A 23,195-nucleotide genomic window follows, 5' to 3' on the forward strand; every position below is an offset into this window, starting at 1 on the left:
GTATGCCTAGCTCGTGGCGTATTCTCCTTACGGCTTGTTGCCGTTTTCGTTCTAGGTGCGCCGTGCTGGGCGCACGTCGTGCTGCGTTGGGCGCTTGCCGTGCGGTGTTAGGGGAGTATTGGGTCGTTCAGCCCGGCGGGCATGCCGTTGCGTTCGTCGCTTTGCGCGAGTTCGATGCTTGCGGCCCGGTGAGCTTCCCAGCGTATGGGGGTGTCGAAGAGCAGCTCCAGATAATGGTGCGCGGAAACGGGGGTGCCCGAGCGAAGCATGGAATTCGTGCAGCTCACGCATGCGGTAACGAGGCAATCGGCGTTGGTTTCCTGGAACTCGCCCACGCAGCGCGTGCGCCGCGTTTGGCATACGCTCACATCGTAGAAGGAGACCATGCCGCCCGAGCCGCAGCAGAGCGCATCTTCTCCCGCGTGTTGCATTTCGCGCCATGACCCTGGGGGGAGCAGCTCTCGGACGGCGCTGCCGAATGCACGCGTTGCGCGATCGGAGCATGAATCGTAAACGCAGAACGTTTCGGCGTCGGGCGCGACGGAGCGTTCGGCGGTAATGCGCGCGCCTGCGTCGACGAGCACCTGGGGAAGGGCGCTTATTTCAATGTTTGCGGCGATGAGGCCGTTAACCTGCCTTTGCCGCAGTGCGCGGTAGCAGTTGGGGCATCCGGCGATGATGCGTTGCGTGTCCAGCATGGCAAGGCGTTCGCTCAATGCGCTCGCATATGCGTCGCCGCGTTCTTTCAGCCCAAGACCCCAGAGGGGGTTCCCGCAGCAAAGGGCGGTCATACCATCGGCAAGGTGCTTGCTGGCCAGGTAGTCAAATGTGGCCATGGTGAGCTCGGGGCCATACGTGCTGAGCGTGCAGCCCGGGAAGAATAGCGATTCGCAAGGCTGACGTGGGTCGAGTGCTGCGTCGTCGTAGGATATGCCGCGCCACGCGCGTAAGCGCGCGAAGGAGTTGCCCGCAAGGTCGACCATCATGGGGCGCCAGCGTTCGCGTGCGGATGGGTGCTGGCCGTGGAAGACGCGTCTGCCCTCGCGCACTACGGCGGCAGCGCTGATGTCAACGGGGCATGCTTGTGTGCAGCCATCGCAGAGCGAACAGGTGAACAGCAGGCGTTCGGTGGCGGGGTCGATGGACCCGCGCGAGGCCCCTTCGGCGATGTGATGGGCAAACGGCCCCCACATGCCCGGCGTGCAGCCGCAGCCTTCGTCTTGCACCGTTTCGCAGATGCCGCACTCTATGCAACGCGCTGCTGCGTCGCGGATGGCTGTTAGTTCGCATTCGTTCATGTACGCGCCTTCGGTCGTTTTGCCCAGTTTCCCATAATCGCCATTCGGGGACAATACGCGCCCAATCTGGGTGCATGTGCATGGGTATCGTTGTAATATGTGCTGTAGCTGCGCATGTTTCCGACATGGAAGGGGCCTTGTCATGGGGCGGGAAGATATGCGGGGGCAAGGCACGTCCAGACTGTCTTCTCCCGAACAGCTCAACGATTATCTTCGAGTCACGAATCCCAAGATCTGGGTTTTGCTCATTGCGGTTGTCTTGCTGTTTGCCGGTTTCATGCTGTGGAGCAGCGTAACCTCCTTCGAAAGCTACGTTTCCGCGCATGTCACTGCTGAAAAGGGCGAGCTAACCGTCGTGCCCGATAGCATTCCCACGGGAAGCATCGAAACGGGCATGAAGCTGGAAATTGGCGATGTTGAAACAGAGATCCTTGCCGTGGGCGTTGACGAGAATGGCAAGGTCACGGCATCGGCGAAGGCCGATGTTCCCGATGGAAGCTATTCGGCGCGCATAGAGTACAAGACCACACAGCTCATATCCATGTTAATGAACTAGCGGGGCCGCCGTGGAACGAACCAAGCGTCCAATTACCTCGGGCATTGCGAAAGTGCCCATGATCATGCAGATGGAAGCGCTCGAGTGTGGCGCGGCCTCGCTTGCCATGATCATGGCGTACTACGGGAAATGGATGCCGCTCGAGCAGGTTCGCGCCGACTGCGGTGTTTCGCGCGATGGCACGAGCTTGGAAAACCTGGCCAAGGCAGCTCGCAGCTATGGCTTGAACATCGAAGGCTACCAATACGACATCGAGCATCTTAAAGCGGAGGGCACCCTGCCTTGCATCGTGCTTTGGAACGTGAATCGCTACGTTGTCCTGCGGGGCTTCAGGGGTGGCAAGGCCCACCTGAACGACCCTGCCCGAGGGTCCATCAAGGTCCCGATGTCCGAATTCGAGCGTTCGTATGGCGGCATCTGCCTGTTCTTCGAGCCAACCGATTCGTTCGAACGCGGGGGCAAGCGCAAGAGCACGCTGGAATTTGCGCGCAATCGCTTGCGCGGCGCGCATGCGGCCGTTGCCTTCGTGGCCATAACGACGCTTATCGGCTACCTCTTCGAGATGACGACCCCTGCATTCAGCAGGTTCTTCATGGACCATCTGCTCACGGGTGAAAACAAGGAACTCCTCATGCCCTTCATTGGACTGCTGGCCGCCGTTGGCGTGATGCAGGTGCTGGTAAGCGCCGTGCAGTCCATCTACTCGCTCAAGATCAACGGCAAGATGGCCATCGTGGGCAGCAGTGCGTTCATGTGGAAGGTGCTGCGTATGCCCATGGAGTTCTTCTCGCAGCGTATGGCGGGCGATATCCAGCAGCGCAAGACGACCAACAGCGTTATCGCCAGGTCGCTCGTAAACACGTTCACCCCGCTTGTCCTCAACGTGGCCATGATGCTGTTCTACCTGCTGATTATGGTGCGCTATTCGATTGTTCTCACCGCCGTTGGCATACTCGCCATCGTCATCAATTCGTTTTTGGCCAGCTACATTTCCCGCAAGCGCGTGAACATCACGCGCGTTCAGATGCGCGATACGGGCAGGCTCGACTCGAGCACCGTTTCGGGCATTCAGATGATCGAAACGATCAAGTCGTCGGGCGCGGAAAATGGCTTCTTTGCGAAGTGGGCTGGGTATCAGGCTTCCGTGAATGCCGCCACTACGCGTTTCGCGAACCTCAACTTGTACCTGGGCATGGTTCCCAACTTCTTGGCGAGCCTGGCGAATTATACGGTGCTCGTGGTGGGCGTCTTCCTGGTTATTCAGGGGAACTTCTCCCTTGGTATGGTCATGGCCTTCCAGGGGTACATCCAGTTGTTCATGAACCCTGCTATGCTCACCATCCGAGCTGGCCAGACGCTACAAGAGATGCGCACGCAGATGGAGCGCATCGACGACGTTATGGATTATCCTTCCGACCCTAACTATCGCGACGATCCCATCGACGAACAGGCTGATTACGACAAGCTCATGGGCAAGGTGGAACTGCGGAACATCACGTTTGGCTACTCGCGCTTGGGCGATCCGCTTATCGAAGACTTTTCCATGAGCGTTGAACCGGGGCATAGCGTTGCGTTCGTGGGTGCTTCCGGATGCGGCAAGTCCACGCTTTCCAAGATCATCGCCGGTTTGTATAGGCCTTGGGAAGGCGAGGTCCTGTTCGACGGCAAGCCCATGGCGGAAATCGACCGCAGCGTGTTTACCAGTTCGGTGGCCGTTGTCGACCAGGACATCATCCTGTTCGAGGACACCATCGCCAACAACATTCGCATGTGGGACAACTCAATCGAGAATTTCGAGGTCATTATGGCGGCGCGCGATGCGCAGATTCACGATGACATCGTTTCGAGGCCCGGTGGTTACAGCGGCATGATTCTGGAAGGCGGTCGCGATCTTTCTGGTGGCCAGCGCCAGCGGCTGGAGATCGCGCGCGTGCTCGCGCAAGATCCGCGCGTCGTCATCATGGACGAAGCTACGAGTGCGCTCGATGCGAAAACCGAGCATGAATTGGTGGAAGCGGTGAAGGAGCGCGGCGTTACCTGCATCGTCATCGCGCATCGCCTTTCCACCATTCGCGATTGCGACGAGATTATCGTGCTTGACCATGGGCATGTGGTCGAGCGTGGAACGCATGACGAGCTGTACGCCAAGGGCGGCGCGTACGCGGAACTGGTTATCAACGATTAGCAGAGGAGGCGACCATGGGATTATTTGACGAGCAGATACGTCAGCGCAAACAAGGCGACCAGGCGGTTTTCGAAGACTCCATCCTGCGTATGGCCTCCGCTGTGGTGGGAACCGCTACCGCGGGGTCGTTCGCCACCTCGCGCATCGTAACGAAGGAAGCCGTCGACGACATCCTGAAGTACTACGGCATCAATCCTGTGGAGATTCCTCCCGAGATAACCGACCCCGACGAACAGCTGGAATACGCGCTGCGCCCGCATGGCATCATGCATCGCATGGTGGGCCTTGGCGAAGACTGGTACAAGGATGCCATTGGCCCCATGATTGCGTATCGTGAGTCCGACGGGACCCCCGTGCCGGTGTTTCCAAAGCCACATACGGGCTATTGGTTCCGCGATGAGCGAGGGCGCAAGACCGATGTAAATGCCCAGACGATTGGCGAGTTTGCCCACGAGGCGCGCTGCTTTTACCGCCCACTTCCCCTGGGGGAGATCGGCATTACCGACCTGTTCGCGTACATGCGGCAATGCGTGAATGCAGTTGATGTGGGCTTGCTCGTGATCCTTGCGTTGGGCGTGACGCTTACGGGTATGGTGCTGCCCATCATCGCGAAGATGCTTACGGGTTTCGTGGTGGATACGCGAAGCTATCCCATTCTCTGGTCGTCCGCTGCGTTCCTGCTGTGCGCCGCTTTTTCTCAGCAGCTCATATCGGCAACGCGCGACGTTGCCATAGCGCGCATACGTACGAAGGTGGCAACGTCCGTTTCGGCGGCGGTCATGATGCGCGTGCTTAGCTTGCCCACTGCGTTTTTCCGCAAGTACAGTGCGGGCGAGTTGGCGAGCAGATGCTCGGCCGCGAATAGCCTGGTAGATCTGCTCATTACGAACGTTGTTTCGCTGGGCATAACGGCTTTGTTCTCGTTGCTGTATGTCGTGCAGATTGGGCAGTTTGCTCCTGCGCTCATGCTGCCCGCCGTTCTAATCATCGTGGCTACGGTTGCGGTGAATCTTGCCACGTCGCTCGTTCAGATGCGCGTTACGCGCCAGCAGATGAAATACTCTGCCAAGGAAAACGGTAAGAGCTTCGCGCTCATCAATGGCGTGCAGAAGATCAAGCTTGCCGGTGCCGAAAAGCGCGCGTTTGCTCAGTGGGCTCGTGCTTATACGAAGAGCGCCGAACTGGAGTACAATCCGCCGATGTTCCTGAAGCTGAGCGGGGCCATTACTTCGGCCGTTTCGCTTGCTGGCGCTATCGTGCTGTATTACCTCGCGGTGGTTTCAGGCATGAGCCCGTCCGATTACGTTGCCTTCTTCGCGGCGTACGGCATGGTTATGGCTGCCTTTGCTTCGCTGTCCGAGGTCGTGCGCGCGACCGCGCAGATTCGCCCGTACTTGGAAATGGTCGAGCCGATCTTGCGCGCCGAACCCGAGGTGTCTCAGGGCAAGGAAATCCTCACCAGGCTTTCGGGCCGCATCGAGCTGAATGACGTCTACTTCCGCTACAACGAGCAGTCGCCCTACATGGCGAAGGGGCTCAATCTGCGCATCCGCCCGGGCGAGTACCTGGCAATCGTGGGTAAGTCGGGGTGTGGCAAGTCCACGCTCGTGCGCTTGCTGCTGGGTTTCGAAACGCCGGAAAAGGGCGCCATCTACTACGATGGCAGGGACATGGCGAATTTGGATTTACGTTCCCTGCGTCGTCGCATTGGTACGGTTACCCAAGATGGCATGCTGTTTTCGGGTGATATCTACTCGAACATCACCATTTCCGCGCCGCAGCTTTCCGTGGAGGATGCTTGGCGCGCGGCGGAAATCGCCGATATCGCTGACGACATTCGCGCCATGCCCCAGGGCATGAGCACCATGATCTCGGAAGGGTCGGGCGGTATTTCGGGTGGTCAGAAGCAGCGCCTTATGATTGCGCGCGCCGTGGCGCCCCGCCCCCACGTTCTCATTTTCGACGAAGCCACGAGCGCCCTGGACAATCGCACGCAGCAGCAAGTTTCCAATGCACTCGACGAGCTGAATTGCACGCGCATCGTGATTGCCCATCGCCTTTCCACCATCAAGAATTGCGACCGTATCCTGTACCTGGAAGACGGTTGCATCGTGGAAGACGGTACCTACGAAGAGCTCGTCGCGAAGGGCGGCCTGTTCGCCGAGTTGGTGGAGCGTCAACGCCTCGACATCTAGCGTGAGCAAGAGGCGGAGATTTGATTGCGCCTAGGATTACAATGACGCATATGCGGCGTATGCTCTGTGGCGGCTAGGCGGTTTTCGCTAAGCATGGGTGAGAGCGTGTGTCGCGAAAGAGGGAGACGGTACGAAGGGGGTTGTTGTGAGTCCGAAAGTCGAAACCGGTGAGCCGAAGAAGACAATGAGTCTCACCACGTGGATTCTCATTTCACTCGCAGCGGGCATTGTGGTTGGCATTATCTGCTCTGTTGCGGTTCCGGAGGGTTCGCCAGTTGATACGTACGTAATCGAGGGCGTGTTCTACGTCTGCGGCCAATGGTTTATTCGCCTTATGCAGATGCTGGTCGTGCCGCTCGTGTTCTGCTCCATTGTGTGCGGCGCGGCGTCCATGAGCGACCCGAAGCTGCTGGGCAAGGTTGGCCTGGGTACCATCCTCATGTACCTGTGCACTACGGCTCTGGCCGTTATCATCGCCATCCTGCTTGCGCAGCTCACCAGTCCGGGCGTTGGCCTTGACATGGCCTCCATCGTGCAGGTCGAGCCGAAGGCAACTTCCACCGACCAGACCATGGCCGATATGCTCATTAACATCGTTCCCACGAACATCGTTGCGGCCATGAACAGCGGCGCCATGCTGCAGATCATCTTCTTCGCGCTCATCCTGGGCTTCATCCTGGGTCGCCTGGGCAAGAAGGTCGCCACGGTCAATCGCTTCTTCACGCAGTTCAACGCCGTCATGATGTACATGATTGGCCTCATTTTGAAGGTAGCGCCGCTGGGTATTTTCTGCCTGATTGCGCGCACGTTCGCGAATCTGGGCCTTACGGGCATCCTGCCCATGGTGAAGTTCATCGGCACGGTGTACCTTGGCCTGTTCGTTCAGCTGCTCATCGTGTACATGGTCATCCTGTTCCTGTTCACGCGCCTGAACCCGTTCCACTTCCTGCGCAAGATGCTGCCGGTTATGCTGTTCGCGTTTTCTACCAGTTCTTCCAACGCCACCATCCCGCTGAACATGGAAACGCTCGAGAAGAAGATTGGCGTCGACGAGAAGGTCGCGTCGTTCACCATTCCGCTGGGCGCCACCATCAACATGGACGGCACGGCCATCATGCAGGGCGCCGCGGTTATCTTCATCTCGCAGGCGTTTGGCATCGACCTTTCGTTCACCGCGCTGCTCACGGTTGTCATAACGGCTGTTACGGCCTCCATTGGCACGGCGGGCGTGCCTGGCGTTGGTACCATCATGCTGGCCATGGTGTTCGAGTCTGTTGGCCTGCCTGCTGAAGGCGTTGCCATGATCATGGGCATCGACCGCTTGCTCGACATGGGCCGCACTGCCATCAACGTCACGGGCGATGCGGTGGTTACCACGTGCATGGCGAAGGTGTCGGGCATGCTGGATGCGGGCGTGTTTCGCAACAACGATTACGCTGCCGTAAGCGAGGAAGACCTGGTGGAGTCCGAGACCGACGAGCCCGCGGGCATTGCCGACTTCACCGCCGAAGGCGATCCCACCGAAATCGGCGAGCAAGGCGACCCCGACAAGTTCACCGATATCGAGGTGCCCCATAAGCAGAAGTAGCGTGAACGAGGGCGAAGGTTTCTTCGCCGTCTACCGCCCCGTTTGCAAAACTGTTCAACCTCTTAGGAGCTGCGTTACCGCGCAGCTCCTTTTTGCGCGGCGCGGATTTCCGTGCTTTGGCTCACTCTATCTGAGCCATCCTGCAAGTATCTTATCCTCGCGTGGCTCGATTTGGATAAGATGCTGCCCCTCGTTTCTCTGGCGCATCGCATGGCTCGGGCGTACACTTTGCCATGTGATTGCATATAGCGTCGAGAAGATGCAACATCGTGCATTAATTGAAGAGCGTACGAATTCGGAGGGGCCAGCATGCGTAGGGAGGCGGTTGCGAACATAGCGGCGTTCGTTGCTACGGTGGCCGTATGCACCGCCCTCGCCCTGTTGTTTTCGGTTGCCGTCGACCTTTCGTTCTGGGTTTTCTCGCACGTCGACCACGTGGCCATCTTGCTTCCCGCGGTAGGGTATGCCACGGTGCTCTATTACGACCTGGCGCGCGTGCCGTTCGGCACGGCAACGGGCTCCGTTATCGAGTCACTGCGCCAGGCGACCGCAAAGGCCCGTGCTGCCAATGGGGAAGAAGGTGCCGAATACGAAGTTCCCCCAGCCCTCATTCCCATGATCTTCCTTGGCACGTGCCTGACCATCCTCTGCGGCGGATCGGTGGGGAAGGAAGCGGGCGCGCTGCAGATGAGCATGTCTGCTGCTGCCGTAATTCGCCGGCTGTTTCACGTGAAAACCCGGCATCTCACGTTCCTAGCCTCATGTGGCATGGCCTCCGCCCTGGCGGTGCTTCTGGGTATGCCCCTCGCCTCGGCGGCGCTTGCAATAGAGCTCATGCGGGGATTCGACTGTCGTGTTCGTGATCTGGCTGGCGTGCTTCTGGCTGCCCTTGCGGGTTCGGCGTGCGCGCAGGCGCTTGGCGTGCAGGGCCTTGTTCCCGTGAGCAATGTGGTGCTGCCTGCTCTTGCGCAGGCTCCGCAGTTCTTCCTGCTTGTCGCGGCGTGCGCGGCGGCGGGCGCGTTGTTCTGCTTTGTGGTGGTCCGGGGCAAGCAGCTTATCGCGAAGTACGTGGCCCCCATCTGGGTGGCCCCCGTCGTAGGCGGAGTGCTCGCCGCGGCGCTCTTGCTGCTGGTGCCCGATGCCGCCAGCCTGTCGGGTACGGGCATGAACTACGTGTCCGCGGCGCTTCAAGGCTCGGTCGCAAGCCCCTATTTCCTGGGAAAACTCCTGTTCACGGCCTTCTTGCTCGTTCATGGATTCAAGGGCGGGGAAATCATGCCCACGATGTGCATCGGCGCCACGTGCGGATGCTGGGTGGCAACGCTGGTGGGGCTCGATCCTTCCTTTGGCGCGGTCGTTGGTATTGTGGCGGGGCTCGCTTCTGCGGCGAATTGCCCCCTTGCGGCAGCTTTGCTGGGAGTCGAGCTGCTGGGCGTGGCAGGCGTTCCCTGGATTGTCGGCGGCGCGCTCGTGGCGTTTGCATGCACCATGCGGCTGAGCCTCTACGGAAACACGTATTCGCTTGCGGCGCTCTTTCCGCGTCTGCGGCGCGTTCGTTAAGGAATTGTGGAGGCGTTTACCGCTCATCCGGGCGGTTGCGACGCTCACCGCCCGTCGCTTTGCCAATGTTAACAGCAGGTTAACCAGACGCCTTTGAGACCAATTCGGTGTCTATACTCGACCCATGGTTCGATTGGGGTTAGGTCGAACCCACCATCTTTGTTCGGTAGAAGAGAAGAGGCATGTATGTTCGATTTTTCTGGCAAAGTAGTAGCGGTTACCGGCGCGTCTTCCGGTCTTGGCAAGCAGATGGCAGAAGGCTATGCGCAGCAGGGTGCCAACTTGGTTCTTCTTGCTCGTCGCGTTGAGCGTCTTGAGGCCAGCGCCAAGGAATTCTCCCAGAAGTACGGCGTCGAGGTACTGCCTGTTGCCTGTGACGTTACCGACGAAGCTTCCATCGATGCTGCCGTGGCTGCGGCTGACGAGAAGTTTGGCCATATCGAGGTGCTGGTGAACTCTGCTGGCGGCGAGAAGGGCACGGGCACGAAGCTCGTCGACTTCGATCGTGGCGACTGGGATTTCACGATGAACCTGGACCTCACCTCCATCTTTACGATGTGCAAGAAGGTTGGCGGCTACATGGTGAAGAACATTGAAGCCGGCAAGCAGGGCTATGGCCGCATCATCAACATCGCTTCTATCTATGGTCTGGTTGGCAATACCGCCATCCCCACCATTGCCTATCACGCTTCCAAGGGTGCTGTGGTGAACTTCACGCGCGGCGCTGCCGCAGAGCTTGCTCCGCAGGGCGTTACCGTGAATGCCATTTGCCCGGGCTACTTCTACACCGAGCTCACCACCGAAACGCTCGACACCGAGTACTTCCAGAACTTCGCGAAGAGCACGGTGCCGATGCAGCGCTATGGTCAGTCGGGTGAGCTGAATGCAGCCGCCATCTTCCTGGGCTCCGAAGAGGCCAGCTACGTCACCGGTCAGATGATCGCCGTCGACGGCGGCTACACTGCCGTGTAAATTCGCAGAGCAACATGTGCTTGCAGCGGGCTCGTGCCAGATGGCGCGAGCCCGTTTTCATTGCATGTTGTTCCTTGCGTGGGTCCGGGGATACTCCGCGTGGTGAACGTCTATACTAGCGGGCTATGTTGAACACCATTCGCACATTCGTACATAACCACGCCATGCTGTGCGTGGCTGCGGTTGCTGCGCTCGTTACAAGCGTGTTTGCCATGCCGTCGTGGGAAGAGCTGGGCGCCTCGATTGACGTGCGCGTTATCGCGCTGCTCTTCTGCCTGATGGTGGCTGTCGCTGGATTAGTGGCGCATGGCGCGCTGTCGCGTATTGCGCGTCGCCTTATCGCCCATGCCTCCAACGTGCGTAAGCTGTACACGCTGCTCGTGTTCGCACCGTTCTTCGTGTCGATGCTCGTCACCAACGATGTGGCGTTGCTCGCGTTCGTTCCTCTTACGGTGACCACGCTGCTCATGGCGGATCGTCGCGGCGACATCGCGCATGTGGCGGTCGCCCAGGCGGTGGCCGCGAACCTGGGCAGCATGGTCACGCCGTTCGGCAACCCGCAAAACCTGTTCATCTACCTTACGTACGATGTGAGCGCGTGGGAGTTCGCGTGCGCAATCGCCCCGTACTGCGCCCTGTCGTTCGTGCTCATCGCTCTGCGCTGCGTGGCGTGGCCGAAGACGCCGGTTGCCATCGCGGTGAGCGAGGGCAAACGTGCGCCCGTTGCCGCCGAGGCGCCTGACGCAACCCGGCCCGCATCGCGCAGCCGCGTCTTTGCCAGCGAGCGCTCGTGGTGCGCGTTCTACCTGGCGCTCTTCGTGTTTGGCGTGCTTGCGGTCGTGCGGCTTGTTCCCTGGCAAGTTGCGTGCGTGGTAGTTGCGCTTTGCGTGGCGCTGCTTGATCGCGCAACGCTGAAGCGCGTTGACTGGTCGCTGCTCGCGACGTTCGTATGCTTCTTCGTGTTCTCGGGCAATATGGCGCGCATTCCCGCCATCGAAGGTGCTCTTACCTGGGCGGTGGGTCAGGCACCCTTTGCAACCTCGCTACTGGCCAGCCAGGTAATCAGCAACGTGCCCAGTGCGGTCTTGCTCTCGCATTTCACGGTGGATTGGCATGCGTTGCTGCTGGGCGTAGACCTAGGTGGGCTGGGCACGCCCGTCGCCTCGCTTGCGAGCCTTATTGCGCTTCGAGCGTTTCGTCTGGTACCCGGTTCGACCACACGCGAATTCATGGTGCCGTTCCTGAAGGTGAACGCGGCGTTCCTTGCGTGCCTGGTTATCGCGTATGCGCTGGTGGGCTAGCTGATTGGTCTATCCCCAGTCGAGCCCGAGCCGAATGTAGTGGCCTTCTTGAATTACCGCGAAGGTGGCCGCAATGCAGGCGGGTATGGCGGGGATGACCGCGCCGAAGATAGGGATGACGAACGGTACTAGGAATACCAAGACGCCCGCTATCTTGTTTGCCGTGGTGTGTGGCGCGATGAGGCGTCGGTACATGAGCAGGCCGCCGGCCAGGTTGGCAACCTTTTCGACGGCGATTACGGCAATCCAAATGAGCAGCCAGAGCGGAAGCGAGACGGCTGGCAGGATGGTTACCAGGCAGATTGCGGCAAGAACGACGTCGGCAATGCTGTCGAGTTTTTCTCCGAATTCGGTTTCCGAGCCAGTGGCGCGGGCGATGGCGCCGTCGATCATGTCGGTGATGCCCGCTGCTGCGAGCAGTGCGAGAAATGTGGGAGAAAGGGGCGTTTGGGTGAGAAGTGCAACGCTGAGCGCGATGCGGGAAAAGGTGAGCACGTTTGCCACGGTGGCGTACCGCGACGTGGCGAAGATGTTGGTGCGGGCGTAACCCGGAGTGCTATTCCAGGCCATATGCGCCGTCCCTCGCATGTGCACGGATGGGGTTCGTTTGTGCTGCGTTTACCGTGGGCATACGTTTCAAGCTGGAATGATTCCCCATGAATCCCTCCATTCCGCCGCCGCGCTGGGCGGCTTGGCCGCTACCGACGGCCAGTGAAACGAAAAGCTCACAACATGTGCAATATTACCTCCTTTGAGGCAACAATATGTAGGGTACTTCATAAATGAAAGTAATTGTTTCCCAATTGTTGCCAATCTAGGGGTTGTGGTTGAGATGCGGCGATGTCCACAGCTGGTGGTGTTGAATGGGTCGCAACGCAAAAATCCCCCGGCAGGATGTGGGCTCTCTGCCGGGGGATTTCGTCTGGCTAAACGCTTGCTAACGGAATGCGGTGCTACTACGAGGTGGTCTTCAATCCGTACCAGCCAATGCCTTCAGCCTGCCAGCCAAGGGCAATGAGCGAATCGTTCTCTTCCTTGCTGGTGGTGTAGTTGTGGGAGCCTGAGGTCGCATTGGGGTTGTACTGGCGGTACAGCGGCGTTCCCTCTTCGGGGTCGCTATACCAGCCTACGCCCTCGTAGGTCCATCCAAGCTTCACAAGGCCGGTCATTTCCTCTTCGCTCATCGTGTAGTGATGGTCTCCGCCATTGGGGTTGTACAGACGATATACGGGTACGGTGCTGGAAATCGGTGCGGTCCAGCCAACGCCTTCGTACTGCCACCCAAGTTCGACGAGGCCGTCGCGCTCAGATTCGCTGGCAGTGTAGAAGTGCTCGCCGCCGTTGGGGTTGTACAGACGGTACATTTCGGTGGTGGTAGCAGCGGGGGCCGCTTCGGCATATGCCTTGATCGAGAAGTTGTCAACGGGCGCGCCACCGATTTCGGCGGAAGTCGCTTCCAGGTAATCGCTCCAGTCTTGCCATGCCCCATCGGCATACAGGTAGCTTTCGCCCTTGTTTACAACGGCTTCGCTCCAAGCCGGCGCGCCCTGTTCCTGGGCGGCCTGCTTCGACAAGCCCTTGTTGGCCGATGCGTTGTAGATGCGCTGCCCGCTGTCGTCCAGGCGGGAAGACGTGGCAACGACCGAGAACTTGGTGCCGGCGGGGATGGTGACGGTCTGGTCCAGGTCGATGCGATGGAACCCGGCGTATAGGAAGTTGGTCGACGTGCGTGCGACCAGCTCGCCATCAGTGGGGTTTTGCGCGTTGTCGTTCAGCAGGTATACCGCAAACGTCACGCGCATGTTTTCCTGCGAGGTGCGCGTGGACACGCTCTTAAGGACGGTCGGATCGACTTCCTCGAACACGTTCGCGGAGCTCACCACGCTCGAAGAGTCGGGCGTATCGTAGAAACCCCTGACGGCGGGCATGTAGTCATACTGCATGGTGTAGAAGCCGCCCGAAGAGGCGAGATTGGTCGAGAACTCCATCGTCTCCGCTTGGATGACCGTCTTATCGTAGTACGACAGGTAGAAGTACCCCGTGTATTCGTCCTTGTCATTCAAAAGGCCATATTCGTTGCGGTTGAATCCGTCGGCTGTGGCGTCGGCGGTTGAGCCCCAGCTGTTCTTGACGATCCAGGCGCCATCGCCGGGTGCTGCGGTCTTGAAATTGTCTTTGGAGTAGGAATCATCCCAGCCCACGATGCATACGGCATGGGTGGGGTTCAGGATGTCGGAGGTGTACTGGTTGTACATAGAGCCATGCACGCCATCGCTCAGGGTGTAGGTTCCGCTCTGGTCTGCGTGGTATACGAGGCTGACGCCGCGCCCGTTCAGCAGCTCTTGCTTAATGGCGGTCTGCGCCGATTCGTTGAGCGTTGTCCTCGTTTCGTAATCGGTCCAGTAGTCGGGCATGATATTGCCGTTTTTCAAGAGGAACCCCGAGGTGAGGAGGCGGTTGGACTGTCCCTCGCTATTGGTTTCGGGGATGGTCCAGTCGTCGTACCTCGAATAGGTCCTATCTATCTTGGACTTTTCGAGCATGCTGTTTACGTAGAATTCGAACAGCTCATCTACGGTTTTGCCTGTGGATGCCGCCTGGGCTTGCATGAATTCGTCGTACGTCATTTTCCGGGATGCCGCAAGGAGCTCGAGCTGGCTCTTGGTGTCTGCGGCAAGTACATCGGGATGCGCTTCGTAGTACTCATCCGTGGCGATTCCTTCGGCACCCTGGAAGGGGAACGCCGATTCTGGCAGGGGGCCTACGCCCTGGGAGAAGAGCGTGGTGACGTAAATGGGCAAACCACCCGCATCGTATGCCGCGGTGTCGGCATCGCTGAAGAGGTGCAAGCCTTCGCCCACCTGGGTCGAGTCAACGGCTTCCGTTACCGGATGCAGCGAGAACCAGGTGAGGTGCTTTTCGGAAAGGTCGAGTCCCGAAGACGTATAGGTTGAGCCGTACGAAGAGAGAATGGAGGTTTCAGCGGCTGCGATTCCGCCGAAGGACCAGCAGTTTTGCCAGGGATTCTGCAGTTTGACGGAGGTGACGAGATCGTCGCTACGTAGGTCGTACGTGGTTGGCAGCGAAGCTTGGGCGGTGAGTTCGCTCGATGCGTCTTGCCCGTCGTCGATGGCCCAAGCGGGTACATCGCTGGCCTGCGCGTCGCTTGGCGCGGCGAATGCGCTTGCGACGCCTGGCGCGAAAGCCAGCGAGAATGTCATCGCTACGGATGCGATGACGGAAACGGTTGATCGTTTCCACTTCGGATTGTGTCCCATAAACCCTCCATTCCGTCGTCGTTGCAGGAAGCACGTTTCGTGCCGGTAACGTGATTGATAGGAATGCCCCCACACGAGTGAAGTATACGTGCGGGCGGTTGGAGGGTGATGGGCGTTATTGGGGTATGTTTCCAAGTCGTAGCGGGCGACATGGGCAAATGCATGCCGGCCCGCAAGTAGGCTGGAGCTCGTTTATGCCCGCGTCCTTTGCGCGTCTAGTGCCTTGTTGCGAGCGAAGATGATCCAGTTCGCTGCCAGCGCTGCCAGATTCAGGAAGTAGACGATAAGGACCCAGTTCACGGTGCCGCCGACGAATTTGGCGGCAATGCCGGCAACATAGCCGAGCGTGATGAGCGCTAGGAACATCCACGAAGTGCCTGCAGCGGTGCGCGCCTTCCAGGCTTTCATTGCGTTGATGGGCCAGGAAAGGCCGAAGCATACCAACATAATCGCTTCGAGAACTGCAGCCATGAACAAACTCCTAATCATGAAATGGACCTATGACGGTATAGACCCCCGACAATGGCGCGTCCATGCGTGGGGCGATTTCTCACAGGAACGATATGCGCAGGCGCGCCCGTTCTGGGACGGCGAGGGGTGGGGCTTGGACTGGCACGCTGGCTGCAATTCATATGTCAATCGCCGCGAGGGCGGCATGCTACGATTGCCGGTTTCATGGGTATATTGTGCTTGGCTTCCATGTAGGCATACTGCATATAGTGCCTGATGGGGCACTTTGTTCTCTCGTGTGCCATATTGGTATCAGAAATGTGCCAATAACCTTTTGTGGCGTAAAATGTGCTCGGGGGTATGGTGTGCATAGGGGTTGGTTTCCATGGCGAAAATGAGAATCCTTTGGGGGCTTGTTGCGGCTCTCATTTTCGCGTTCGCGATCACCTGGCTTGTTGCCCTCGCCCCTGCTTCTGCATGCGCCGATGACGCCAACGAAGTTCTTGTGGTGGGCGTACCCACCGATCGATGCCCCATGATCTACCGGGACGCCGAAGACGGGGCCCCCGTGGGAATTGGCGTTGACCTTCTGACGGCTGCGGCTGAAGACGCAGGTTATACGGTCGTATTCAAGGAAATCAAGGAAGGCAACCTGAAAGAGGCCCTGGATGGTGCTGGCTACGACGTGCTCATGCCATTCGGTAGCGCTATCAAGAGCGCTTCGGGGCAGGAAATCGTGGTAACCGACAATCTCATCCAAACGCCGTTTACCCTGGTGACCGAGGAGGAGCGCACCATGCCGTCGCTTGGTGGCATGTGCGTGGGCATGCTCGAGTCCCAAAGCGGCGTGGCGGATACTGTTCGGGACCTATACCCTGGCGTGGAAATCAAGATGTATGCGACCACGGACGACGGCGTGAGAGCTCTCCGCACGGGTGAAGTGAATGCGCTGCTTCATAATTCGTACTTCTGGAGTTACATGCTGCAGAAGCCCGCGTATGCGGACTTGCAGGTGCAGCCTGCCACGATGTTTGCCATGGACTTTCGCGTGGGGGCTTTGGACACTCCCAGGGGACGAGAGATTATCAGCCGCCTGAACGGGGGCATTGGGTCGCTTTCGGATACACAGCGCCAGGCGATCGTCCTCGACTATACGTCCCGGCGTCTCTATCATTACGACTTCTTTGATTATGTGCATCAATACGGTGCAATTGCATTGGCGATCGTTTCGCTGTTCGTCATGTTGGTGGCAATCTTCCTACTGCGTCGTCGTGCGTTGCGCTTGCAGCAGAAAGAGGAGGTCCGCCGCCTTATCGATACCGATCCTCTCACCGGCGCATTGAGCATGGAAGGGTTTCGCAAGCGGGTAACGGAGTTGCTGAAAGAGCATCCTGACACCCCCTATTTGCTGTCGTACAACAACATAAAGAACTTCAAGTACATCAATGACAGCCTTGGCATGGAGGCGGGCGATGAGTTCCTCAAGTTCTGGGTGAATACCTCCAAGAAGGTGCTTGGCGATGACGAGGCGATAGGGCGCGTCGAAGGAGACAAGTTCGCCGTGCTTCGCAGCATTGCCAAGGAGGGTCAGCTTCTCCAGGACGATTCGGACGTGTACGAGCCCCTGCGCAACTACTTCATTAACCAGGGACTGGGAAACCAGGTGCGCATCTGCAGCGGTATCTACGTCTTGACTCCAACCGACCACAAGAATATCGACGTCGATCGCATGCTCGACTTTGCGCGCGTAGCGGAAGAGCGTGCGAACAAGGCGGGGAAGGGCGGCTACGAGTTCTACAACGCCGATCAATGGCGCAAGGAGAGGCGTGACGCCGACATTAGCAGCCATCTTTCCGTTGCCCTTCAGTTAGGGGAAATCCAAGTGTGGTATCAACCGCAGGTCAATTTCGAGACGGGCGAGCTCGTAGGTGCCGAAGCGCTCTGCCGCTGGAAGCATGCGACGTTTGGGTGGCTGAGCCCCGCGGAGTTCATCCCCGTGCTTGAAGAAGCGGGGTTAATCTACGATTTGGACTGCTACGTGTGGGAGCAGGTGTGCCGCGACCTGCAAAGATGGAATAAACAGGGAAGGCGTCTGACCGTTTCGGTGAACGTTGCGCGCAACGACGTTCGTGACGACAAGAATCTGCTCGAGCATTTCATGAGCCTTGTGCAGCGCTATGGCGTGGACCCAGGTCAGCTTCACATCGAGATTACCGAGACGGTGTACATGAGCGATCCCGAATTGCTCATTCGCACGGTTTCCCGGTTGCGGGAGCATGGCTTCCAGGTGGAAATGGATGACTTCGGCAGTGGCTATTCGTCGCTGAACATGCTCAAGGAGATGCCCGTCGACCGCATTAAGCTTGATCTTCGCTTCCTCACCGAAACAGGGGACCAGGTGAAGGGAGGCATCATCGTGAACCATGTGGTCAAGATGGTGCGCGCGTTGGGGATGGACATCCTTGCCGAGGGCGTAGAGACCGTCGATCAGGCTGCTAACCTGCTGGAATGCGGCTGCCTTGAGATGCAGGGCTTCTATTTTTACAAGCCCATGAACGTACGCGAGTTCGAGCGTATTGCCTAGACGCGTCGTAGTGGGGCGTAAAAATGCCGCTTGCCGATATTCCGCTCATTCATAGTGTAAATGTGATACCAGCGCGCTTTGCCCATGATACCAGCGCGTCATTGCTACCATGTGCGTTTGGCCGTATTCGACTGCGCTCGTGTTTGCGAGGCAGCAGTGCGAGTGCTGCCGTATCGGGAGTCTGTGGGGCAGGGCCACATTTGAAATGGGACTAAACCAATAGACTTACGATGGTTTTGTTCGTATGATGGACCAGGGGTTTGCCCGGGGAAAGGTGACGCCGTGATTTACACGATTACGTTCAATCCAGCCATAGATTGCGTAATGCACGTGGATGATCTTGCCTTTGGGCACATCAACAGGGCCGCTTCTCAGGAATTCTTTTTCGGTGGCAAGGGCGTCAACGTTTCCTACGTTCTCAGCCATTTGGGCCGCACGAGCACGGCCTGGGGTTTCATTGCCGGTTGGACGGGTGCAGCGCTCGAAGCTGCGCTCCAGGAAGACGGCATTCCCACGGGGTTCATTCATCTTCCCGCAGGTAATACGCGTATCAACGCGAAGCTGAAGGGAACCGTTGCCGGTGGCGCTTCCGATGAGGAAACGGCTGTCAATGCTGCGGGCCCCGTCATCGACGAAGCTTCCTTGCAATGCTTTTTCGACCAGCTCAGCGAAGTGCAGCCGGGCGATTTTGTCATCCTTTCGGGTGGCATTCCCAAGGGCACGCCGAAGGACATCTACGCGCGTGTCATGCAAGAGCTCGAAGGGCGTGATGTGCGCGTAGTGGTGGATGCCACCCAGGACGTGCTCATGCTTTCGCTTCCGTACCGCCCCTTCCTGGTGAAGCCCAACGACGAGGAGCTTGCGGAAATCACGGGTTGCGACCCCCTGGATGAGCAGGCGCTCGCCGACGGCGCGCGTATGCTGCAGGAGCGTGGAGCCCAAAACGTGCTGGTCAGTCGTGGCGGACATGGCAGCTTGCTGCTTGATGCTACGGGTCGCCTGCAGTATGCCCCCGTTATCGTGGGCACGTTGGTGAATAGCGTGGGTGCTGGAGACAGCACCGTGGCCGGTTTCGTAGAGGGTTTCCTGCGTGGAACCGAGGCGGGCCTTCCCGAGACCCAGGTGTACGACGAGGCCTACAAACTTGCGCAGGCATGCGGAAGCGCAACGGCGTTTTCGCCGGGCCTTGCGCCTGCCGAATTGGTGAACGAGCTGCTCGCGCGGCTTGAGTCATAGTGTTGAGCGCCGCCGCAGCGCTTGATGCGGCAGAGATTCTTGTGAGAAAGGAGACTCCTCCATGAGAATCATCGATTTGCTGGCGCCCGAAGCCATCGAGCTTGGCGCGTCGGCCGCATCGAAGTCCGATGCGATTGACAAGTTGATTGGTCTGCATGAGGCTGCCGGCAACCTGAGCGATGTTGCCGCATATCGCGAGGCCATCCTGGCTCGCGAGGCCACGGGCACGACCGCCATTGGCGAGGGAATGGCCATTCCCCACGCAAAGACCGATGCCGTGGCGAAGCCCGCACTTGCGGCCATCACCGTTCCCGAGGGCGTGGATTACGACGCTCCCGACGGCAAGGATTCCACCCTTCTCTTCATGATCGCGGCTCCCTCTGACGGCGAAGTGCACCTGGAGGTTCTCAGCCGACTCATGACCATGCTCATGGACCTCGACTTCCGCGAAGCCCTCATGGGCGCGGGTAGCGCGCAGGAATTCCTGCAGCTCATCGACGCGAAAGAGCGAGAGAAGTTTGGCGAGCCCGAGCAGGCCGCTGCTCCCGTGGTCGTAGAGGAAGCGACCGACGATCGCATTCGCGTGCTTGCCGTGACGGCATGCCCCACGGGCATCGCCCACACGTACATGGCTGCCGAGGCGCTCGACCAGCAGGCCAAGAAGATGGGCGTTTCCATCAAGGTCGAGACGAACGGTTCGGGCGGTGCGAAGAACATTCTCACCGCCGACGAGATCGCCGCATGCGACGGAATCATCGTGGCTGCCGACAAGAACGTGTCCATGGCTCGCTTCGATGGCAAGCCCGTGTACATCACGAAGGTTGCCAATGGCATCAACAAGCCCGAAGAGCTCATCAACAAGGTCCTGAACGGCGAGGCTCCCGTGTACCACCATTCGGGTGCCGCTGAGGCTACCGCCGATAGCGCGGAAGGCGAAAGCGCTGGCCGTCGCGTGTACAAGCACCTTATGGAGGGCGTTTCCCACATGCTTCCCTTCGTGGTTGCCGGTGGTATCTTCATTGCGCTCGCGTTCCTCATCGACACCATCATGGGTGCTCCGCAGGACGGCTCCTTCGGCTCTGCCACGCCTGTCGCCGCTTGGTTCAAGGGCGTTGGCGGCATCAGCTTCAACTTCATGCTCGCCATTCTGGCTGGCTATATTGGCCGCTCCATCGCCGACCGCCCCGGTTTGCTGGTAGGCTTCGTGGGCGGCGCCATGGCTGCCGCGGGCTGCACGTTTGCCGCTCCCGCTGGCACGGAAGTCTCCGCTGGCTTCCTGGGCGCCCTGCTCGCTGGTTTCGCTGGCGGCTACTTCATGAAGTGGATCGAGCATATTAGCGAGCATATCCCGCAGGCGCTCGACGGCATGAAGCCCGTTCTCATCTTCCCGCTCATTGGCCTGGCCTTCATCGGCCTGGTCATGTGCGCCGTGAACCCTGCTATGATCGTCCTGAACCAGGCCATCAGCGACTTCCTGAATAGTCTGGGTCATGCGAAGATCCTGCTGGGCATTCTGCTGGGTGGCATGATGGCCATCGACATGGGTGGCCCCATCAACAAGGCCGCGTACCTGTTCGGCACCGCCTCCATCGCCAACGGCGACTACGATATGATGGCTGCCGTTATGATTGGCGGTATGGTTCCGCCGCTGGCCATTGCTCTGGCCTGTACGTTCTTCAAGGACCGTTGGACGGAAACCGAGCTGAAGAGCGCTCCCGTGAACTACGTTCTGGGCCTTTCGTTCATCACCGAAGGTGCCATTCCCTATGCCGCTGCCGACCCGCTGCGTGTCATTCCCGCCTGCGTCGTGGGCTCCGCCGTTGCCGGTGCCATCTCCATGGCCTTTGGCTGCACGCTGATGGCCCCGCATGGTGGTATCTTTGTATTTGCCGTAGTTGGCAATTGGCCCATGTATTTGGTTGCTCTCGCAGCCGGCGCGATTGTTGGCGCCCTTATGCTGCGCATTCTGAAGAAAAAGGTTTCGAAGGAAGGATAGGACATGTTCTCCGAGAAGGTTACGCTCGTTAATCCCCAGGGCTTTCATATGCGTCCCGCCAGCCTCATCGTGGCCGAGGTGGGCAAGCATGACGCCACCGTTACCATTGTGCGCGATGGCAACGAGATTCCCGGCAACAGCCTGATGGCCATGATGGCCGCTGGCATCAAGTGCGGCGAGGAAATCGAGATTCGCGCTGAAGGCCCCGAAGAGGAGGCCGCCGGTCGCGCCATCGTCGACTTCATCGCATCAGGAATGGGCGACTAATGGAGCTGAAGGGCATCGCTGCCAGCGCCGGACTGGGCATTGGCACTGTCGTAATTATCGAGGAGCCTTCTCTGGAGTACGCCAGTCATGCCGTGGATGACACGGCGGCAGAAGCCGAGCGCCTGAAGGCTGCCATTGCGAGCTACATCGAGTACACGAACGCGCAGGCCGACGCCGTGCGCGAATCGGTGGGCGCCAAGGAGGCCGAAATCCTTACGGGTCATGTTGCCATGATCAACGACCCGTATATGCAGGGCGAAATGGTGAAGCTGGTTGATGGCGGTTCGTGTGCCGAAGACGCTCTCGTGCAGATCTGCGACATGTTCGCAAATATGTTCGAGGCCACGGGCGACGAGCTGACCATGCAGCGTGCGACTGACGTACGCGACGTGAAGACGGGCGTTCTCGCCGAGTTGCTGGGGCAGCGTCCCGTGGACATGGGCGCGCTTCCCACCGGCAGCGTCGTCGTGACGCACGACCTCACGCCTTCCATGACGGCGGGCATTCGCCCGGGCACCGTTGTGGGATTCGTTACCGAAACGGGTGGCCTTACCAGCCATTCCGCCATTCTGGCACGCGCCATGGAAATCCCCGCCGTGCTTTCGGTGCCTGATGCATGCAGTCAGCTTGCCGCGGGTATGCAGGTTATCGTCGATGGCGGTGCGGGCTCGGTTGCCGTGTCGCCTTCCGCGGAAGAGCTGGAAGCGGCCCGTGCCGAGCAGGAGCGCCTCCTGGCGGAGCGCGCCGAGCTTGCGAAGTTTATCGGCGTGTCCACGGTTGCGGCTTCGGGCGAGCAGTTCGAGCTGTTCGCCAACATCGGCAAGCCCGACGATGCCACGCAGGCTATGGAGCGCGATGCCGAGGGCATTGGCCTCTTTCGCACGGAATTCCTGTTCATGGACGCTATGTCCATGCCCACCGAAGACGAGCAGTTCGAGGCGTACAAGAAGGTTGCGCTCATCTGCAAGGGCAAGCCGGTCATCGTGCGCACGCTCGACGTGGGCGGCGACAAGGAAATCGGTTACCTGGGCTTCGAGCGCGAGGACAACCCGTTCATGGGCTATCGCGCCATTCGCTATTGCCTGTCCAACGAGGACATGTATCGCGCCCAGCTGCGCGCCATCCTGCGCGCCAGCGCGTTTGGCGAAGTGCGCATCATGGTGCCCTTCGTGACGTGCGTCGACGAGATTGTCGCCGTGAAGGCGCTCGTGAAGCGTTACATGCAAGAGCTCGACGCCGAGGGCGTTGCCTACGATGCCAACATTCAGGTGGGCGTCATGGTGGAGACCCCTGCTGCGGCGCTTGTGGCCGACCTGCTTGCGCAGGAGGCCGACTTCTTCAGCATTGGCACGAACGACCTTACGGGGTATACCATGTGTGCCGATCGGGGCAACGACAAGGTGCGCTACCTGTACTCCACGTACAACCCGGCCGTGCTGCGCAGTATTCGTCGCGTCATCGAGTGCGGCAATGCGGCGGGCATTCAAGTGGGCATGTGCGGCGAAGCCGCTGCCGACCCGTTGCTCGTTCCCCTGTGGATCGCCTTTGGCCTGGGCGAGTACTCTGTCTCCGCCACCAGCGTACTTGCCACGCGCAAGAGCATTTCGTTGTGGAGCAAGGAAGACGCATGTGCGTTGGCTGAAAAGGCCATGCAGTTGAAAACCGCTACCGAGGTCTACGACCTGCTGAGGGAATCGGCTCGATAGCCGCTGCACCCAATTGCCTTCAA

General features: G+C 59.3%; 16 protein-coding genes. 12 read left to right on the forward strand and 4 right to left on the reverse strand.

Going from position 1 to position 23,195, the window contains the following annotated elements; all coding sequences use genetic code 11:
* Nucleotides 1-107: 107 nt before the first annotated feature.
* Nucleotides 108-1,298, reverse strand: a complete 1,191-nt coding sequence (locus E7002_RS07560) for a (Fe-S)-binding protein (protein WP_303728261.1) — start codon at nt 1,296-1,298, stop codon at nt 108-110.
* 142 nt (nt 1,299-1,440) lie between these two features.
* On the opposite strand from E7002_RS07560, the gene E7002_RS07565 reads away from it, so the two are divergent.
* The 7 genes from E7002_RS07565 to E7002_RS07595 all read left to right on the forward strand — a co-directional run bounded on the left by E7002_RS07565 (nt 1,441) and on the right by E7002_RS07595 (nt 11,655).
* Complete coding sequence (locus E7002_RS07565; protein ID WP_303728262.1) at nt 1,441-1,854, forward strand: hypothetical protein; 414 nt, start codon at nt 1,441-1,443, stop codon at nt 1,852-1,854.
* A gap of 10 nt (nt 1,855-1,864) precedes the next feature.
* A complete protein-coding gene (locus E7002_RS07570) occupies nt 1,865-4,039 on the forward strand; it encodes an NHLP family bacteriocin export ABC transporter peptidase/permease/ATPase subunit (protein ID WP_303728263.1) in 2,175 nt (724 codons plus the stop codon).
* Nucleotides 4,040-4,053: 14 nt separating this feature from the next.
* Nucleotides 4,054-6,234 carry an ATP-binding cassette domain-containing protein gene (locus tag E7002_RS07575; protein ID WP_303728264.1) on the forward strand — a complete coding sequence of 727 codons (2,181 nt, stop codon included), beginning with the start codon at nt 4,054-4,056 and terminating at the stop codon, nt 6,232-6,234.
* A 145-nt stretch (nt 6,235-6,379) separates the two neighbouring features.
* Nucleotides 6,380-7,822 carry a dicarboxylate/amino acid:cation symporter gene (locus tag E7002_RS07580; protein ID WP_303728265.1) on the forward strand — a complete coding sequence of 481 codons (1,443 nt, stop codon included), beginning with the start codon at nt 6,380-6,382 and terminating at the stop codon, nt 7,820-7,822.
* A 309-nt stretch (nt 7,823-8,131) separates the two neighbouring features.
* Nucleotides 8,132-9,382, forward strand: a complete 1,251-nt coding sequence (locus E7002_RS07585) for a chloride channel protein (RefSeq protein ID WP_303728266.1) — start codon at nt 8,132-8,134, stop codon at nt 9,380-9,382.
* Between the two features lie 186 nt (nt 9,383-9,568).
* Nucleotides 9,569-10,354 carry an SDR family NAD(P)-dependent oxidoreductase gene (locus E7002_RS07590; RefSeq protein ID WP_303728267.1) on the forward strand — a complete coding sequence of 262 codons (786 nt, stop codon included), beginning with the start codon at nt 9,569-9,571 and terminating at the stop codon, nt 10,352-10,354.
* Nucleotides 10,355-10,479: 125 nt separating this feature from the next.
* Nucleotides 10,480-11,655 carry an SLC13 family permease gene (locus tag E7002_RS07595; RefSeq protein WP_303728268.1) on the forward strand — a complete coding sequence of 392 codons (1,176 nt, stop codon included), beginning with the start codon at nt 10,480-10,482 and terminating at the stop codon, nt 11,653-11,655.
* Between the two features lie 9 nt (nt 11,656-11,664).
* On the opposite strand, the gene E7002_RS07600 is transcribed toward E7002_RS07595, so the two are convergent.
* The 3 genes from E7002_RS07600 to E7002_RS07610 form a co-directional block, all read right to left on the reverse strand.
* Nucleotides 11,665-12,225, reverse strand: a complete 561-nt coding sequence (locus E7002_RS07600) for a CDP-alcohol phosphatidyltransferase family protein (protein WP_303728270.1) — start codon at nt 12,223-12,225, stop codon at nt 11,665-11,667.
* Nucleotides 12,226-12,611: 386 nt separating this feature from the next.
* Nucleotides 12,612-14,933 (reverse strand): lectin like domain-containing protein, encoded by a 2,322-nt coding sequence (locus E7002_RS07605; RefSeq protein ID WP_303728271.1) that lies wholly within the window; start codon nt 14,931-14,933, stop codon nt 12,612-12,614.
* Nucleotides 14,934-15,125: 192 nt separating this feature from the next.
* Entirely contained in the window at nt 15,126-15,404 is a 279-nt protein-coding gene (locus tag E7002_RS07610; RefSeq protein ID WP_303728273.1) for a hypothetical protein, read from the reverse strand.
* Between the two features lie 364 nt (nt 15,405-15,768).
* Between E7002_RS07610 and E7002_RS07615 the strand changes: the two genes are divergently transcribed.
* From E7002_RS07615 to ptsP, 5 genes are all read left to right on the forward strand, one after another.
* Complete coding sequence (locus E7002_RS07615; RefSeq protein WP_303728274.1) at nt 15,769-17,967, forward strand: EAL domain-containing protein; 2,199 nt, start codon at nt 15,769-15,771, stop codon at nt 17,965-17,967.
* A gap of 282 nt (nt 17,968-18,249) precedes the next feature.
* Nucleotides 18,250-19,203, forward strand: coding sequence for a 1-phosphofructokinase family hexose kinase (locus tag E7002_RS07620; RefSeq protein ID WP_303728276.1), 954 nt, complete (start codon nt 18,250-18,252; stop codon nt 19,201-19,203).
* Between the two features lie 61 nt (nt 19,204-19,264).
* Nucleotides 19,265-21,199 (forward strand): fructose-specific PTS transporter subunit EIIC, encoded by a 1,935-nt coding sequence (locus tag E7002_RS07625; RefSeq protein WP_303728277.1) that lies wholly within the window; start codon nt 19,265-19,267, stop codon nt 21,197-21,199.
* A gap of 3 nt (nt 21,200-21,202) precedes the next feature.
* A complete protein-coding gene (locus E7002_RS07630; RefSeq protein WP_066664438.1) occupies nt 21,203-21,466 on the forward strand; it encodes an HPr family phosphocarrier protein in 264 nt (87 codons plus the stop codon).
* Entirely contained in the window at nt 21,466-23,172 is a 1,707-nt protein-coding gene (gene ptsP / locus E7002_RS07635; RefSeq protein WP_303728278.1) for a phosphoenolpyruvate--protein phosphotransferase, read from the forward strand. The genes E7002_RS07630 and ptsP overlap by 1 nt, the downstream gene beginning before the upstream one ends.
* Nucleotides 23,173-23,195 lie beyond the last annotated feature (23 nt).

This window comes from Denitrobacterium detoxificans (genome assembly GCF_015062615.1).
Classification (GTDB): domain Bacteria; phylum Actinomycetota; class Coriobacteriia; order Coriobacteriales; family Eggerthellaceae; genus Denitrobacterium; species Denitrobacterium detoxificans_A.

What these genes read in the sequence shown, in the direction of transcription:
- E7002_RS07560 (WP_303728261.1), bottom strand. Translation starts at nt 1,298, where the DNA reads ATGAACGAATGCGAACTAACAGCCATCCGCGACGCAGCAGCGCGTTGC.
- E7002_RS07565 (WP_303728262.1), top strand. Translation starts at nt 1,441, where the DNA reads ATGGGGCGGGAAGATATGCGGGGGCAAGGCACGTCCAGACTGTCTTCT.
- E7002_RS07575 (WP_303728264.1), top strand. Translation starts at nt 4,054, where the DNA reads ATGGGATTATTTGACGAGCAGATACGTCAGCGCAAACAAGGCGACCAG.
- E7002_RS07585 (WP_303728266.1), top strand. Translation starts at nt 8,132, where the DNA reads ATGCGTAGGGAGGCGGTTGCGAACATAGCGGCGTTCGTTGCTACGGTG.
- E7002_RS07590 (WP_303728267.1), top strand. Translation starts at nt 9,569, where the DNA reads ATGTTCGATTTTTCTGGCAAAGTAGTAGCGGTTACCGGCGCGTCTTCC.
- E7002_RS07595 (WP_303728268.1), top strand. Translation starts at nt 10,480, where the DNA reads ATGTTGAACACCATTCGCACATTCGTACATAACCACGCCATGCTGTGC.
- E7002_RS07600 (WP_303728270.1), bottom strand. Translation starts at nt 12,225, where the DNA reads ATGGCCTGGAATAGCACTCCGGGTTACGCCCGCACCAACATCTTCGCC.
- E7002_RS07605 (WP_303728271.1), bottom strand. Translation starts at nt 14,933, where the DNA reads ATGGGACACAATCCGAAGTGGAAACGATCAACCGTTTCCGTCATCGCA.
- E7002_RS07610 (WP_303728273.1), bottom strand. Translation starts at nt 15,404, where the DNA reads ATGGCTGCAGTTCTCGAAGCGATTATGTTGGTATGCTTCGGCCTTTCC.
- E7002_RS07615 (WP_303728274.1), top strand. Translation starts at nt 15,769, where the DNA reads ATGGCGAAAATGAGAATCCTTTGGGGGCTTGTTGCGGCTCTCATTTTC.
- E7002_RS07625 (WP_303728277.1), top strand. Translation starts at nt 19,265, where the DNA reads ATGAGAATCATCGATTTGCTGGCGCCCGAAGCCATCGAGCTTGGCGCG.
- E7002_RS07630 (WP_066664438.1), top strand. Translation starts at nt 21,203, where the DNA reads ATGTTCTCCGAGAAGGTTACGCTCGTTAATCCCCAGGGCTTTCATATG.
- ptsP (WP_303728278.1), top strand. Translation starts at nt 21,466, where the DNA reads ATGGAGCTGAAGGGCATCGCTGCCAGCGCCGGACTGGGCATTGGCACT.